Below are 14,648 nucleotides of genomic sequence, written 5' to 3'. Positions count from 1 at the left end.
GAACTACTTTATGGTCAGCAGCGAATTCACATTGCCCGACTCATCCTGCTGCGTTGTGGAGTTAGCCGGATCGGTGATCCATTTGCCGTCGACCACGAATTTATAGGTATACGAGCCGGGTTTAACATCCAGGTAACATTCCCAGACGTCGCCTTTCCTGATCAGGAAGGTATGCAGATCGTCCCAGTCGTTGAAGCTGCCGGCCACCGTCACCAGCTTCGCAGCCGGGTAGCCCTTCAGCACCAGCCTGGTTCCTCCCTGCCCGGCCGGGGCGGCAGTCAGCTGGGCAACGAGTTTCTTCAGACGGTCGTTATCAGGCTTCTGCTCCAGCGCCTTGCGGAAATACGTAACGGCTTCCGACGGGTTGCCGGCATAGAGACTTGCGTAGGCGTAACTAGCCAGGGCATTGGCCGATTTTGGATAGGCCGCCAGATTGTACCGGAACACCTCCCGGGCGTCGGTCATGCGTCCTAGGCTGACCAATTGATCCCCGACCCAGTTCAGCTTATCCTCCGCCAGTGTCGATGTACCGTTCGCGTCGAGATACGGCTTTATTGCCGCCGGTACGCCCTTGTCCAGTACATAACGCGCAAACAGACTGTGCTTATCATCGTAGGCATTGTAGCCCAGGAACGCCACGGCCGGGTGTTCGCCCCCCACAAACCGGTTGACCAGTGCGCTGATCAGGCCCAGGCCGTTATAGCCGTTGGCAAAATACACGACCGCGTTCTTGTCCGTCCGGCTGGCCGTAACGTAGCACTTGAACGTACCATTGTCGCCCCAGTGCCAGAAATAGTCGCCGGCTGGGGTCTGCTCCAGACCAAACCCCAGGCCCCAGCGCAACGCAGCCGACAACGTATCGGTCCCACCATATTGCTTGGGCAGGCGGCTTTGTGGGCTCAGCATCTGGTCGATGGTCGTCGTTTTCAGGCCTTTTCCGTTCAGGACGGCCAGGATAAATTTCGCGTAGTCGTCGGCGGTGGTTTGCAGCGAATACGCCACGTTGGCCTGATTTGGCTTATTCTTGGTTTCAGGCTGACCGAAGTTGGAATGGGGCTGCGCGAAGTTGGCGTCGAACGCGGGTTGCCAGACGTAGCTGCTGCTGGTCATCTGCAACGGCTTAAATACACGCTCCGTTATCAGCTCGTTGATCGGTTTACCCGTAATCGTCTCCACCACCTTTTGTAAATACACAAAGCCCTCCCCCGAATAGCCAAACCGTTCGCCCGGATTAAAACTGATTGTCAGTTCCTTCGACCGCCGGTTTCGGCGCCAGTTGGGGAAGCCGGACCGGTGGCTCAGCACCATCCGGGCCGTAATGCGTTTGTAGCGCTCGTCGGCCGCTACGTCCGGATACGGCATGTACTCGTAAAGCGGCTTGTCCAGTTCAATCCGCCCCTCTTCGACCAGTTGCAGCACCGCATAGGCAAACACCGGCTTGCTCAGCGAGGCTGCATCGAAGATGGTCGTCGACGTTACAGGCTGTGTCGAGTCAGCTTTGGTACGTCCGTAGCCCTTGCTGTAGGCCAGTTTTCCGTTCCGAATGATGGCAATCGACAGCCCCGGTACGTTGGCACTGTCCATAATCCGGGTAATAACCGGATCGATCTGGCGGGGAGTCAGTTGGGCCTGAACCGGCCGTTGTACTACAACCAGGAGAAGAAGGAGGCAACTAGCGAAACGCTTCATGAGCGACGATTGGTCTGTGCTGACGTAAAGATGCACAGGAAACCGGAATCGTTGCACTGAAACAAACATAGCTCAGGCGCCACCGATGGGTTGACACCTGGGCTATACTGATCAATACGCTTACTGCGCCATCGTTGGGGCCGGATTATCGACGGTAGCCGTAGGGCCGCTCAGCACGCGGGTCAGGCGCTCCTCCGCTTCCTTCGACAGGGACGTACGCAGGATTCGGCCACGGACGTCTTTCAACTCATCGAGTACCTTGTCCTCTACCGCATTACGCAGCCAGATCGAGGAGGTAATCACGCTGGAGCTGACCCAGCCGATTGAGGACGTCTGCCGCTTCGTTTTTCTGGTCGAACGCGACCGCAATCAGTGTATTCATGCGCATTTCGGTTTATGGTTCAACCCTAATCAATCCGCCAAACCGTGTAGGGTTTGTTAAGAAATCGGGAAATTTATCCCGTAGTCAGAAGCGGTCAGAAGGTCCATGCGGTCTGCATCAGCCCGTTCAGTTCAAGCGACGGATTGTGGGTGGCGGCCTGCCCGAATTTGCCCAGATTGTAGTTCACCATCAGTTGCCCCAGCAGTCTGATCCGGTTGGTCAGCCGGTACGACCACCCACCCGCGACGCTCACCCGGAAAGCCAACCCCCCGTTGTAGGTCAGATCCAGGCGTTGCCGGGGCTGCTCATCGCGACGCACCAGCACGCGGGCCGGCAGCAGATACTCCAGCAACAGTCCACCCGACCAGTACGGCGCTAACCGCCCAGCCGATTGCCGGTAGTTCAGCAGGACGGGGACGCGCAGGGATCGGTTGCGGATGGCCGTCAGCACCTGCCCGTCGGCCGACCGCCGGGCCTGCCGGTACGTCAGCGTGTTGAACCAGACGCCCGACGCCACCGACCAGCCCGGCGCGTAGGTGTATTCGACGGCTGGCCCGATCAGGTACCCGGCCGAATGGCTTCGCCCCGTCAGCAGGATGGGCTCCACCACCTGCCCGTCGCTGTCGGGGAACAGAAACTGCGGTTTGTAAACGGTATACGCATAGGTCGGCGCGACCGTGATGGACAACGAGTAGTTTTTCTGCCCCAGGGCCCCTCCCCCATACAGCAGCATTCCACAAAGCAACAGCCCCCTGAATCGTTGCATACCAATAAACCAGGTCTGACAATCAGCTAAAAAGCCGGGGCACTCACGCGCCCCGGCCAAGATAAGCATTCGAACGAAATCCGGCAGATCGGCTTATCGATTGCTTGCCGACCGCGCCGGATCCAACGTAATGTTGTAATTGATGGGATCGTACTTTTTGATGGCCCCCGTAACGGCATCTACAATGAAGCCCGCCGGAAAGAAGATATTAAGGATACTGACCATGTTAAACGTACTTTCGGGACTGAAGGCCTTGGTTTCGTAACCGTCTTTCCGGAGCAGAATGCTGGGTGTGTCGAGGCTCTTTTTTAGGCTGATCGTAGCCGGTGTCGTACCGTAATCGATGCCGTTTACTTCGATTCGGGCCTCCGCAGGCACCGACTCCACGCGGACGGACTGGCGGTTTCCCGAAAAGATGGTAGCACAGCTGGTCAGGCTTATCGACAGTACGGATACAGCCAATCCAATAGAAAAGCGTTTCATGAAGGAGTAAATACGTTAAAGTGTTTAAGAAGATGCTACCAATATCTGTAACTATATCCAATTTACCAATCAGTAGACACCGAAACTCATTATTTCTTAACATGGCTGCTGATTTGAGAAACATCGTGCAAATTCGCCGATCAAACCCGCTGTAGTCTGGCTCTATGCTCTTCCTCGCTCTCAGTATCCTGCTCTCGGTTCTGTTGCTGCTGAATTTCCGGCTGTTTCCCCGCTACAACGTCAATACGTTCCAGGCCATTGTGTTCAACTACCCGGTCTGCTTCCTGACCGGCTTTCTGCTGATGCCCAGCGGCCAGTCGTTCTCGATCGATTTCGGGCAGACCTGGACGTGGCTGTCGCTGGGCCTGGGCGTCGGGTTTATCGTTACGTTTCTGCTGTCGGGGGCATCGACGCAGCGGACGGGCATCACAACCACCTCGCTGGCCAATAATCTGTCGCTGGTGATTCCGGTCAGTTTCAGTCTGTTTGTGTTTCAGACCGGGGGTAAAGCCTTCGACGCCCTCAACTACGCGGGCCTGATTCTGGCCGTAGTGGCGGTTGCGCTCAGTACGTTCAAGAAAGAAAAAACCACCAGCCGCCAGCGCCTGGGCGCTAACGTGCTGCTGCCGGTATCCGTGTTCCTGCTCTACGGCAGTACCAATTCGCTGATCAACTACATCAACCTGCGCTACATTCCCTCGGCCGATAAAACCGTGGTCGTTACGCTGACGATGGTCCTGGGCGCGATCGTGGCCGGGCTGCTGATGCTGGCCATCCGACTCCTTCAGGGCAGGGAAACCATTCAGGCGCGCAGCTTCATTGCGGCCTTTACGCTCGGGGTGCCCAATTTCCTGAGTTTTTATACGCTGCTGCTGGCCCTGTCGCAATTTGGCGGCAACGGCGCGTTCGTCTATCCCCTCTACAACATCGGCGTGATTCTGGTCGCGGCCCTGACGGCAGCCCTGTTCTTTCAGGAGAACCTGACCACCGCCAACAAGATTGGGCTGGGCCTGGCCGTGCTGGCCATCGGGCTGATTTCGTGGCAGGAACTGGCCATTCTGGCGGGGTACCGGTAAACAAAACGACTTGCGGGCAACCTCACCAACGTGGACTTTGCCGCGCCTTTGCCCCTTTCGCTCGTAAAGTGGCGAACAGGCAAAACTTTCGTGGTATGTTTTGGATTAATTTCTTAATTTGACCTACCATTAACCGCTTCACTGTCAGTACCCATGCGTTTACGTCTATTCCTGCCGGTTGCCGTTGTTTTCACTACCCTTGCCGCTCATGCCGCACCCCTACCACGCGGGGGCCATTCGGGCCGAATCAAGCCTGTTCCGGCCGAAACCGAAATCCGGGCGACTCTTGATTCAACGTCATCGGGCTGGAATAAAGGCGATCTGTCGCAGTACCTCAGCGCTTACGTACCCACGGCTACCGAGATGGGGCCAGATGGACCGCGCGGGGGCGTCGAGCGCATTGAACTGACCATGCGGAATGGTTTCTGGAAAACAGGCCGGCCGCTTCAGCAACTGCGCTACGAACACGTTGAGGTGCGGATGCTGGGTAAGGAAGCCGCCCTGGTGACGGGCCAGTTTGTGCTGACCGGCGGGGGGCGCCCCGACCGCACCGGCTGGTTCACGACCGTCTGGACACGTACGAAACAAGGCTGGCGGATGATCCACGATCATTCGTAAGTCAACTACTCAATGACCCCTATGCTATGAGACTATTGCTTACGTTCCTGCTGGTTTGCCTGTTTCTGCGCGCCAACGCCAACTCCATCCTGATTCCGATGGACGATCAACAGTCCAATCACCTGAAAGCCTACGGCATCGCCTACTCCGTGCTGAAGGATGAAGGTGAGGTAGACTGGCTGCTGAACTACCGGGGCGGTAGTTTCATGATGAAATACTCGGCGAAAGTCGAAAACGAGTGCCGCATCCGGGGCGTTTCCCTGGAGGTGATCTCCGACGCCCGCGCCAATGCCATCCAGCAGGAAATTGCCACGCCGAACCTGAACATGAGTGCGGTCAAGCTGGTCAAAGCGGCCAAAATTGTGGTGTATTCGCCGATTAAGGTTGGGCCGGCCGAGTTTGAAAACACCGATGCCGTCCTGCTGGTCCTGAAATACGCCGAAATTCCCTTCGAGGTGGTTTACGACGAAGAGATTCTGAAGGGCGAACTGGCGAAGTACGACTGGCTTCACCTGCACCACGAAGATTTTACGGGGCAGTTTGGCCGGTTCACGGGCATGATGTCGGCCGAGGATATCAAGGCGCAGGAAAACATCGCCAAGAAATACGGCTACGCGAAAGTGTCGCAGATGAAGCTGGCCGTTGCCAAAACGATCAAAGCGTTCTGCGCCAGTGGCAGCTACCTCTTCGCCATGTGTTCGGGGGCCGAAAGTTTCGACGTAGCGCTGGCGGCCGAGGGCGTGGATATCGTAGACAGCCGCTTCGACGGCGACGGGGTGGACCCCAATGCGCAGTCGAAGCTGGATTTCAGCAAAACGATGGCCTTCCATAATTTCAACCTCGAACTGGAAAACGGCTATCGCGGCATGTCCTTCTCCGACATCAACATCTCGGCCGGCCGGTCGTACTACGATCAGTCGCTGGGACACTTCCAGCTGTTCGATTTTTCGGCCAAGTTTGACATGATTCCGGCCATGCTGGTGCAGAACCACGAGCAGATTATCCGGGAGTTTCACGGACAGACCACGGCGTTCCGCAAAAGCACCGTAAAACCCAACGTACTGGTGATGGGCGAAAGCCAGTCGTCGCACCGCTACATCTACGGCGAAATCGGCAATGGGCAGTGGACGTTCTACGGCGGGCATGACCCCGAAGGCATCCGGGGCTTTCACCGCAGCCCCACCGACCTGAACCTCCACCCCCACTCACCCGGTTACCGGCTCATCCTGAACAACGTATTATTTCCGTCGGCCCGCAAGAAGAAGCGGAAGACGTAAGACTCTATCCTTTTTTAGTCTTCCTTCGTTGACGTATCGCTGAGCTTGGCGTTAAAATCGCCCCTGATCCAGCGCGTCCGTCCGACGTAACTCGGGGAGTGTACATACTTTCCTGTCTTTGTGTCAAGTATGATCAACCCTTGCGGACCAGAAACGGCCTGGTAGCGACGTACTTCATCGGCGGCATCGTTCCGGCGGTCGTCGGCGTTGTTAAAGTTAGACAATGACATGATGGCGAATACACCCAGCGCCCCGATGCAGATGGATTTAAGATCCAAAGTGATGGTGATGTTTTTCATAAGGTTGTGATTAGTCAGTTGACCGGACAGTGGTCGCATGAAAAGTAAGAATTTTGCGACGTATACGCCAGCCTGCTGCTTATCTTTCATAATTTAACGTGAGGTATAAATAGCTCTGGAATATAAAAGGAGCATTTTTTGTCGTCCCGACGCCAGGACCGAGTATTGTGGGACTTGGCAAATCTGCTGTACCGGCACCGGAGCGACAATATGTTGCGTCTCTACGGGACGAACTGGAAACTACCTTGCTGACGATTCCCGGCACCAGGGTAAGGGTAAACGGCAACCGTAGCGACAGACCGCGGGAACATCGGCTTTATAACACCACAAACATCTATTTTGAAAACTGCGACTCCGACGCGCTCATTATGGGCCTGGATGGTATGGCCGTCTCCAATGGGTCGGCTTGTACAGCGGCTTCGATCGACCCCTCCCACGTATTGCTGGCGCTGGGCCTGACTGAGCAGGAAGCATTTTCATGCCTTCGGTTCAGTCTGGGCCGGTTTAATACCAAAGCGGACGTAGCGGCTACGGTCGATGCAGTGAAAGGAATCGTGGAGGAGTTGCGGGCGTTGGTGTAAAGCTACAGAATGGTAATTGTCAGACTGGTTAGCGGCTGTATGCGGCTAAACTCTTTACGGTTATAAGTTAATAACTCTGAGCAATTATTAGCTTCAGCAAAGGCAATATGCAAACAATCATTGATATGCTTAAAGCCAATCTGCCGCGACAGTTCAATCGCTCGTGCAAAGTTTTCGGCCGTATAGTTGATTAGACTTGTAGAATGCCAATTCATCGCTGATGCTTCAACGTCGATATTGGTAACCTGTAGTTTCGCCAGTGCGTACGTCAACTCCTGCAATGAGAGTAACGAAATGAAGAATGTCTGATTAGTGGCAGCCTGTTGATATAATTGTCGAGCTTGCTGATGCTTGAGCGGTTCCTGATTGACCAGATAGTGTATTAGAACGTCGGTATCGAAATATTGCATCAAGTTATAAGTCCACGTCGTTTACACCATCAATAATATCGTTTATGTCCATTCCGGGCGGCAAGGTCACTGATACTAATTCGGTCCGCTTGCGGATTTCTTCCATCTTCAGGAAAATCTCCCATTGGTCAGGACGTGGCTTAACCTCTTCTTGCTTTAGTGTAATGGTCACCGGCGTATCGCTGTCAGAAAATAAAGATTCGATCTTCGCCAAAAGTTGTTCTTTCAGCTCGCTGGGTTTAGCGACAAATGTTGTTTCCATGCTTATCCTGTTTATCTTCCAGCAAGATAACGAAATCCAGGGTATCTGAGTTGCTTGCTTAAAATCGGCAAACTCGTCTTCGAGAGGTGCCGCTCACGAACGTATAATAAGCTCGATTGTCGGTAATAGATTCAGCCCTATAATACTCTTTCAACTTATTACAAAGTAACCAGCAGTACCTACGCAGCATGACAGATATAGCTAAGCCTATTCGATTAGCCTTTGTAGGTATGCTCCCGATGCCACGCAAACGCTTTCAAATCAGGTAAAAACTGCTCGTCTTTCGGTAAATGAATTTGTGTTCCTGCCAGCATTTTCAAATTATATGCACTGTTTTCACTCTCAACAAACGTGGTCGAAACAATCACACAATAGTCATCATCAATTGAAATAGCACCTTTATCAAACGCCCGGTGAAGGTTTGGACAGAGGGCGATGCCATTGGCTGGATGGTTATTGAACGTCTTGTAAAACGGTACAATATGACAGGCATCAACCATAGAAAACGAATAGGGGGCTGATACACGAGCACCGGTAATACAGCACATATCGTCGTAGAGCCGGACGATTTCCCGGCGAAAGATAGAATCGCGTGAGTACACTTCGATTTGATACGTTTCTGGATCAAGCCTCGTCTTTAAACTCTTTAACTTAGCGATGTATTCGGCCGGCGACTCCTCCAGCATTTCGCGTTTCAAGTCGTTCAAATGATTATTCGGAAAGCCTGGATTGGTGAAAACTTGACCAGGAAAGTAAGTTTCCAGCAGGGCTTGTTTCAAAACGGTACGTGATTGCTCGTCTTTCAGTAGTATAGTTAGATTTTGGTCAATCTCAGCGTAAGCAACGGCCGCGTTTAGGTTACCGAATGTCTTCATTGAACCAGCATTCTGCAACCAAATCTCACAGCCAGGCTTAGGTACCAATTCCCACCAACCACCTCTTTCGTTTTTAAGATGATAGAACGGCAGCGCAAAACCTAGTGTATGATTAGTTGTTACAAGTAAGTTCCAATTCGTTTTGAACAGATCAGTCAGTTCGGGCGTGATGTAAATCTGGCTATCAGCAATGAGTTTACGTTCAAACGCTTGCAGGATGCTTATTAACAGAACAGGCTTGTGTGGAGCGTCGCCTTTACTCTTATCAAACTTGAGATGGGTAAAGGCGTAGAGGTAGTAGGTTAGTGCGTTTTCAGACATGCATTAAGAATAGCTACTTCTACAAAGATGTAAAATTTACCATTCAGCAAAGACACAATTTGTAGCTTGCTAAGCAACAAAACACACTTGCGTTTTACCAGCTTCATTCGTCATGCAATCCCAGCTCGACCATTTAGACCAGCTTAAAGCCCAGCTCGACACCGTACGTCATCGTGACAACGACCGCATTCGGCAGGCGCTGGAGTTGGAATATACCTACGAAAGCAACCGCATTGAGGGCAATACGCTAACCCTGCGTGAGACGGACCTGGTCCTCAATGAGGGACTAACCATCGGGGGGAAACCGCTGAAAGACCATCTGGAAGCCATTAACCACCGCGATGCTCTCGACTACATGAAAGATATTGTACAGCAGCGTGTTAACTTGTCAGAGCGGGTCCTGCTGGATTTGCATAGTCTGATTCTGCGTGGGATTGACCGGGAAAATGCTGGTCGGTATCGGCAGGTTCCGGTCCTGATTCGCGGTAGTCGGTTCGTACCCCCTCAGCCTTATTTGGTGGCCAGGCAAATGGAAGACCTTTTTCATTGGTATGAGAACGAAACAAAGTCACTTCATCCAGTAGTGCTGGCAGCCGAACTTCACGAACGCCTTGTCACTATTCATCCGTTTATCGATGGCAATGGTAGAACGGCGCGGTTAATCATGAATCTGATCTTGCTTCGTCATGGCTTTCCACTGGCTATTCTCAAGGGCGATGCTGATGCCCGAATTACGTATTACAACGCCCTGGAAACGGCCCAAACGTCCGGCGACAAAAGCGATTTCATACGGCTGGTAGCCGATACGGTTCAGGCCGCTTTGGAGCGGCTACTGTCGTTGTTGCGGTAATATTCCGGTACACGTTCGTATTGTTTTCTCTGCTTCTTCCCTATTTTTATCAATTCACAACCCACGAATTGATACAACCGCTATGCAGAAACACCTACTTACCCTGGCCCTGCTGCTGCCATTGGCCGGCTATACGCAGTCGGCGAAGAAATCAGCCACCCCTGCTCCAGACAGAGACAAACAGGCTGCCATCGCCAGCCTGAACAACCGCTTCGCCGAGTACGCGGGCATCTCCAAACAAATCTGGGATTTTGCCGAGCTGGGCTATCAGGAAGAAAAAAGCTCACTGTTGCTGCAGGAACAGCTCAAGAAAGAAGGCTTCGACGTAAAAGCGGGCGTAGCCGGCATCCCGACGGCCTTCGTCGCGACGTATGGCAGCGGCAAACCCGTTGTCGGTATCCTGGCCGAATACGACGCCCTGCCCGGTCTGGCTACCGAAGCTAAACCCGAATTTACGCCTATCCAGGGCCAGAAAGGCGGCCACGGCTGCGGTCATAACCTGTTCGGTACGGCCTCGGTTGCCGCCGGGATCGAAGTCAAAAACTGGCTCAAAGCCGGGCATACCGGAACCGTCCGCGTGTACGGCTGCCCGGCCGAAGAGGGCGGCTCGGGGAAGGTCTACATGGTCCGCGAAGGGCTGTTCAGCGACGTAGACGTGGTGCTGCACTGGCACCCGGGCTCGCAGAATGCCGCCGATGCCGGTACGTCGCTGGCCAACAAAAACGCCAAGTTCCGGTTCCGGGGCATTGCCGCCCACGCGGCTGCTTCGCCCGAACGGGGCCGGTCGGCGCTCGACGGTGTGGAGGCCATGAACTACATGGTGAACATGATGCGCGAACACATTCCGTCCGACACCCGCATTCACTACGTCATCACCAAAGGCGGAGAAGCGCCCAACGTCGTACCCGCTTTCGCGGAGGTGTATTACTACGCCCGACACAAGGACCGCGATATTCTGCAGAGCGTCTGGAAGCGCATCGAGAACGCAGCCGAGGGAGCCGCCAAAGGCACCGGCACCAAAGTGGGATGGGAAGTGCTGGGCGGGGTCTATAACCTCCTGCCCAACGTGACGCTGGCCGAAGCAATGCACAAAAACCTGCAAACGGTCGGCGGTATCCAGTACACGCCCGAGGAGACGGCGTTTGCGCAGAAAATCAGCGAAACCTTCGGCGAAGGGCAGAAAGTACCCGTCACAAACGCGGCCCTCGTTAAAGACTTCCGCGATGCGTCGGAGAGTGCGACCAGTGGCGGCTCTACCGATGTCGGCGACGTAAGCTGGGCCGTTCCGACGGTTGGCCTCCAGACCGCTACGTGGGTACCGGGCTCATCGGCGCATAGCTGGCAGTCCACGGCCGCCAGTGGTATGAGCATCGGCCAGAAAGGTATGCTCGTAGCCGCCAAAACCCTGGCCCTGACCGCGCTGGATCTCTACAAAACCCCCGCCCTGATCGAGAAAGCCCGCGCCGAATGGCAACAGAAACGCGGAGCCAATTTCAAATACGAAGCCCTGCTCGGCGACCGCGCCCCGGCGCTGGACTATAGGAAGTAAAGAGTGAAAGGGTGAATGACCGGGTCGCCGGGCGGTGAATGAGCGAAAGGGTGAATCAATGAACGCGCAAATAGATAACTGCTGCGCAGTAGCGGCAAACTCCCTACCTTTGCAACCAGCTTTCTAAGGGTAAAAGAGTGAAAGAGCGAAAGAGTAAAAAACTCGGAGCCAGGTCGCTCCGCTTCGGCGGTCCGATTTCACTCTTTCACTCTTTCGCTCTTTCACTCATTAAAACATGCTCCGAACACACACTTGCGGGGAACTCCGCCTGTCCAACGTTGATCAACAAGTTACCCTGGCCGGCTGGGTTCAGACCGTCCGCGACAAGGGCGGTGTCCTCTGGATTGACCTCCGCGACCGCTACGGTCTCGTACAACTTATTCTGGAAGAAGGCGTTTCGGCCTCCAACTTATTTGAAGCCGCCCGGACGCTGGGCCGCGAATACGTCGTCAAAGCCACCGGCAAGGTGGTTGAGCGGAAATCGAAAAACCCGAATATTCCTACTGGCGACATCGAAGTTCGGGTCACCGCTCTGGACGTACTGAACCCGGCTAAACTGCCGCCGTTTCTCATTGAAGACGATACCGACGGGGGCGACGACCTCCGCATGAAATACCGTTACCTTGACCTGCGCCGGAATACCGTACGCCGGAACCTGGAACTACGGCACAAGATGGCCCAGCAGACCCGGATTTATATGGACGGCCAGGGGTTCATCGAGGTCGAAACGCCGGTACTGATCAAGTCAACGCCCGAAGGCGCACGGGACTTCGTCGTCCCCAGCCGCATGAACCCCGGCGAATTCTACGCCCTGCCGCAGTCGCCCCAGACGTTCAAGCAGTTGCTGATGGTGTCGGGGTTTGATCGCTATTATCAGATTGTCAAATGCTTCCGCGACGAGGACCTGCGCGCCGACCGCCAGCCGGAGTTTACGCAGATCGACTGCGAGATGTCGTTCATTGAGCAGGAAGATATTCTTCAGATGTTCGAAGGGCTGGTACGTCACCTCTTCAAAACGGTGAAAAATATCGATCTGCCTGAAGTGCCCCGCATGACCTACGCCGAAGCCATGAGCCTCTACGGATCGGATAAACCCGATACGCGTTTCGGCATGAAGTTCGTCGAACTGAAAGGTACGTTCGATACGGTTGACCTGACCTCCGGCAAAAACTTTGGCGTGTTCGATTCCGCCGAACTCGTCGTGGGCATCTGCGTACCGGGCGGAGCCAGCTACACCCGCAAACAGATCGACGAGCTGACGGAATGGGTAAAGCGCCCGCAAATCGGAGCTAAAGGTCTGATTTATGTCCGCTACAACGAAGATAGAACGCTCAAGTCGTCGGTCGATAAGTTTTACTCCGAAGACGATCTGATGCAGTGGGTCGCCCGGTTCAACGGCGAAGGCGAAACCTGCCAGCCCGGCGATCTGATCCTGATCATCTCCGGCGAAGCAGCCAAAGCCCGGAAGCAGCTGAGCGAACTGCGGCTCGAAATGGGCAGCCGGCTAGGCCTGCGCAAGCCCGATGAATTCAAAGCCCTGTGGGTGCTCGACTTTCCCCTGCTCGAATACGGCGAGGACGAACACCGCCCTGGCGAGGGCCGTTGGTTCGCCATGCACCACCCGTTTACGTCGCCGAAACCCGAGGACATTCCGCTGCTCGACACCGACCCGGGGGCAGTGCGGGCCAACGCCTACGACATGGTGATCAACGGCACGGAAGTTGGGGGTGGCTCCATCCGGATTTTCCAGCGCGAACTGCAGGCCCGGATGTTTGCTTTGCTGGGCTTCTCGCCCGAAGAAGCCAAAGCTCAGTTCGGCTTCCTGATGGACGCCTTTGAATTCGGCGCACCACCCCATGGCGGCATTGCGTTCGGTTTCGATCGGCTGTGCTCGATTTTCGGCGGGGCAGACTCCATCCGCGACTTCATCGCGTTCCCGAAAAATAACTCCGGCCGCGACGTCATGATTGATTCACCGTCGGTTATCAGCCAGGCGCAACTGGACGAACTGAAGATAAAGCCGGTTGCCTGACCGATGGTTCACTGTACCATTTTTCTCCCGGCGGAGGATTCGCTAACCGTTACCAGCTTACTTCAACAAACCTTCGCCGGGCAACCTCTTTCGTTCTATGGTCCATCCGACCAGTGGGAGAATGCTATTGTACGAAGGAAGTTGGGCTGGTTTAAACGAAGAGCGTTGATCATTCAGTACCGTCCGGCTGGTCATGACGAGTTTGCGTCTGTGTTGACACGGGCCATGAACCTCGCCGGCCCGATACGTGCTCATAAGCCGAACGTACAGGAAAAGTTGATGACAATCATCCAGAACACAAAGCTGTCGCTGGTGCTGATTGGTACGGGCGGGGTTGAGGTGTTCAAAGACGACATCCTTCGATTTTTAGAAGCCGTTGGTGGCTATGCGCTGATCGATAACACGCATTTTATTGATAACACAGGGCAACTGGTCTTGAATGACGCCGGTGAATCAGCAATCGACGACCTGCCGGTGCCCGATGCATTTGTCCAGTTGGGACAAGCCGATCAGCGCTCACCGCACAACCTGTACGAATCGCAGGTAGCCCGCAAGAATCGAAGCATGGCGGTACTGCGTGAACGGGGAGTGCCGGTTATCGAGCATTTACCATGCATTATTGCCGACGAAGAGCTTCAACCCCGGACGAAACAAGACATAGTCCAACGCACCATTGCCCTCGCTATTGTCGCGGTAAAGGCTGAAGGTCTGGAAGATGCCATCGTTCAGGAAGTAATCAGACGGTTTGACGCAGCTCCGTTCTTTTCACCGGTCGAACGAGCGTTTATAGACATCGCTCAACCCACAGACGACGATCGCTTACGATTCGTTTGGCGGTATGAATCCCTGTGGGTGTTATTATGGGCGCTGTCGTTCGTGGACGACCTGGCCTTTCCCGATCAGATTTGTGACGTACCAGCAACAGCCAGCATAATTCAACGTACGGGCGATTACGCTTCCATGCTCGCCCAGGCTACGCTTCGAAGCCCAGCCACCCTTCTGGATCAGGCAGACATTACGTATCGATTGGACTGGGCTTGTGTCAATGCTCGGGTCATGGGCCAGCCGGCCCCCGCCGGCCTCAACGCGAGCGTCGTGTATGAGCGTCATTACGCCTTCAATTGGCTTACACGCTATATGGATCAACCTTGGGATGAGGTACGTACCGATACCTGATA

The 14,648-nt window shown here is 54.5% G+C and carries 16 protein-coding genes; 8 read left to right on the top strand and 8 right to left on the bottom strand.

Annotated features, from left to right (window positions below):
• Positions 1–3 precede the first annotated feature (3 nt).
• From DYU11_RS06885 to DYU11_RS06870, 4 genes are all read right to left on the bottom strand, one after another.
• On the bottom strand, positions 4–1,689 hold the full coding sequence (locus DYU11_RS06885; protein ID WP_147367894.1) for a serine hydrolase: 1,686 nt from the start codon (positions 1,687–1,689) through the stop codon (positions 4–6).
• Positions 1,690–1,809: 120 nt separating this feature from the next.
• Positions 1,810–1,992 (bottom strand): DUF1269 domain-containing protein, encoded by a 183-nt coding sequence (locus tag DYU11_RS06880; protein ID WP_158600227.1) that lies wholly within the window; start codon positions 1,990–1,992, stop codon positions 1,810–1,812.
• 173 nt (positions 1,993–2,165) lie between these two features.
• On the bottom strand, positions 2,166–2,837 hold the full coding sequence (locus DYU11_RS06875; protein ID WP_158600226.1) for an outer membrane beta-barrel protein: 672 nt from the start codon (positions 2,835–2,837) through the stop codon (positions 2,166–2,168).
• A gap of 93 nt (positions 2,838–2,930) precedes the next feature.
• Positions 2,931–3,320, bottom strand: coding sequence for a PEGA domain-containing protein (locus tag DYU11_RS06870; RefSeq protein WP_119666919.1), 390 nt, complete (start codon positions 3,318–3,320; stop codon positions 2,931–2,933).
• Between the two features lie 164 nt (positions 3,321–3,484).
• Between DYU11_RS06870 and DYU11_RS06865 the strand changes: the two genes are divergently transcribed.
• The 3 genes from DYU11_RS06865 to DYU11_RS06855 all read left to right on the top strand — a co-directional run bounded on the left by DYU11_RS06865 (position 3,485) and on the right by DYU11_RS06855 (position 6,291).
• Positions 3,485–4,396, top strand: a complete 912-nt coding sequence (locus tag DYU11_RS06865; RefSeq protein ID WP_119666918.1) for a DMT family transporter — start codon at positions 3,485–3,487, stop codon at positions 4,394–4,396.
• Positions 4,397–4,549: 153 nt separating this feature from the next.
• A complete protein-coding gene (locus DYU11_RS06860; protein WP_119666917.1) occupies positions 4,550–5,014 on the top strand; it encodes a YybH family protein in 465 nt (154 codons plus the stop codon).
• A 26-nt stretch (positions 5,015–5,040) separates the two neighbouring features.
• Positions 5,041–6,291, top strand: a complete 1,251-nt coding sequence (locus DYU11_RS06855) for an asparagine synthetase B (protein WP_119666916.1) — start codon at positions 5,041–5,043, stop codon at positions 6,289–6,291.
• Positions 6,292–6,305: 14 nt separating this feature from the next.
• On the opposite strand, the gene DYU11_RS06850 is transcribed toward DYU11_RS06855, so the two are convergent.
• Entirely contained in the window at positions 6,306–6,590 is a 285-nt protein-coding gene (locus DYU11_RS06850; protein WP_147367893.1) for a hypothetical protein, read from the bottom strand.
• A 167-nt stretch (positions 6,591–6,757) separates the two neighbouring features.
• Here DYU11_RS06850 and DYU11_RS06845 point away from each other — a divergent pair, with 167 nt between their 5' ends.
• Positions 6,758–7,171 (top strand): aminotransferase class V-fold PLP-dependent enzyme, encoded by a 414-nt coding sequence (locus DYU11_RS06845; protein WP_262697096.1) that lies wholly within the window; start codon positions 6,758–6,760, stop codon positions 7,169–7,171.
• 2 nt (positions 7,172–7,173) lie between these two features.
• On the opposite strand, the gene DYU11_RS06840 is transcribed toward DYU11_RS06845, so the two are convergent.
• The 3 genes from DYU11_RS06840 to DYU11_RS06830 all read right to left on the bottom strand — a co-directional run bounded on the left by DYU11_RS06840 (position 7,174) and on the right by DYU11_RS06830 (position 9,039).
• Complete coding sequence (locus tag DYU11_RS06840) at positions 7,174–7,581, bottom strand: type II toxin-antitoxin system VapC family toxin (protein WP_119666914.1); 408 nt, start codon at positions 7,579–7,581, stop codon at positions 7,174–7,176.
• 4 nt (positions 7,582–7,585) lie between these two features.
• Positions 7,586–7,843: a hypothetical protein gene (locus tag DYU11_RS06835; RefSeq protein ID WP_119666913.1), complete on the bottom strand. Its 258-nt coding sequence runs from the start codon at positions 7,841–7,843 to the stop codon at positions 7,586–7,588.
• Between the two features lie 215 nt (positions 7,844–8,058).
• The gene (locus DYU11_RS06830) at positions 8,059–9,039 is read right to left on the bottom strand and encodes an HNH endonuclease (protein ID WP_119666912.1); all 981 of its coding nucleotides are present in this window, start codon (positions 9,037–9,039) and stop codon (positions 8,059–8,061) included.
• Between the two features lie 112 nt (positions 9,040–9,151).
• Here DYU11_RS06830 and DYU11_RS06825 point away from each other — a divergent pair, with 112 nt between their 5' ends.
• The 4 genes from DYU11_RS06825 (at position 9,152) to DYU11_RS33455 (ending at position 14,646) form a co-directional block, all read left to right on the top strand.
• A complete protein-coding gene (locus DYU11_RS06825) occupies positions 9,152–9,889 on the top strand; it encodes a Fic family protein (protein ID WP_119666911.1) in 738 nt (245 codons plus the stop codon).
• An 82-nt stretch (positions 9,890–9,971) separates the two neighbouring features.
• A complete protein-coding gene (locus DYU11_RS06820) occupies positions 9,972–11,438 on the top strand; it encodes an amidohydrolase (RefSeq protein ID WP_119666910.1) in 1,467 nt (488 codons plus the stop codon).
• A 235-nt stretch (positions 11,439–11,673) separates the two neighbouring features.
• A complete protein-coding gene (aspS, locus tag DYU11_RS06815) occupies positions 11,674–13,470 on the top strand; it encodes an aspartate--tRNA ligase (RefSeq protein ID WP_119666909.1) in 1,797 nt (598 codons plus the stop codon).
• Positions 13,471–13,473: 3 nt separating this feature from the next.
• Positions 13,474–14,646 (top strand): DUF4272 domain-containing protein, encoded by a 1,173-nt coding sequence (locus DYU11_RS33455; protein WP_199736685.1) that lies wholly within the window; start codon positions 13,474–13,476, stop codon positions 14,644–14,646.
• Positions 14,647–14,648: the final 2 nt, after the last annotated feature.

Source organism: Fibrisoma montanum (assembly GCF_003583365.1).
Lineage (GTDB): Bacteria > Bacteroidota > Bacteroidia > Cytophagales > Spirosomataceae > Fibrisoma > Fibrisoma montanum.
The sequence above is the reverse complement of the archived record's forward strand: the minus strand, read 5'-3'. Positions and strand labels throughout refer to the sequence as shown.

Bases quoted from the DNA above. Each gene is read 5' to 3' on its own strand.
- DYU11_RS06885 (WP_147367894.1), bottom strand. From the start codon at position 1,689: ATGAAGCGTTTCGCTAGTTGCCTCCTTCTTCTCCTGGTTGTAGTACAA.
- DYU11_RS06875 (WP_158600226.1), bottom strand. From the start codon at position 2,837: ATGCAACGATTCAGGGGGCTGTTGCTTTGTGGAATGCTGCTGTATGGG.
- DYU11_RS06870 (WP_119666919.1), bottom strand. From the start codon at position 3,320: ATGAAACGCTTTTCTATTGGATTGGCTGTATCCGTACTGTCGATAAGC.
- DYU11_RS06865 (WP_119666918.1), top strand. From the start codon at position 3,485: ATGCTCTTCCTCGCTCTCAGTATCCTGCTCTCGGTTCTGTTGCTGCTG.
- DYU11_RS06860 (WP_119666917.1), top strand. From the start codon at position 4,550: ATGCGTTTACGTCTATTCCTGCCGGTTGCCGTTGTTTTCACTACCCTT.
- DYU11_RS06855 (WP_119666916.1), top strand. From the start codon at position 5,041: ATGAGACTATTGCTTACGTTCCTGCTGGTTTGCCTGTTTCTGCGCGCC.
- DYU11_RS06850 (WP_147367893.1), bottom strand. From the start codon at position 6,590: ATGAAAAACATCACCATCACTTTGGATCTTAAATCCATCTGCATCGGG.
- DYU11_RS06840 (WP_119666914.1), bottom strand. From the start codon at position 7,581: ATGCAATATTTCGATACCGACGTTCTAATACACTATCTGGTCAATCAG.
- DYU11_RS06835 (WP_119666913.1), bottom strand. From the start codon at position 7,843: ATGGAAACAACATTTGTCGCTAAACCCAGCGAGCTGAAAGAACAACTT.
- DYU11_RS06830 (WP_119666912.1), bottom strand. From the start codon at position 9,039: ATGTCTGAAAACGCACTAACCTACTACCTCTACGCCTTTACCCATCTC.
- DYU11_RS06825 (WP_119666911.1), top strand. From the start codon at position 9,152: ATGCAATCCCAGCTCGACCATTTAGACCAGCTTAAAGCCCAGCTCGAC.
- DYU11_RS06820 (WP_119666910.1), top strand. From the start codon at position 9,972: ATGCAGAAACACCTACTTACCCTGGCCCTGCTGCTGCCATTGGCCGGC.
- aspS (WP_119666909.1), top strand. From the start codon at position 11,674: ATGCTCCGAACACACACTTGCGGGGAACTCCGCCTGTCCAACGTTGAT.
- DYU11_RS33455 (WP_199736685.1), top strand. From the start codon at position 13,474: ATGGTTCACTGTACCATTTTTCTCCCGGCGGAGGATTCGCTAACCGTT.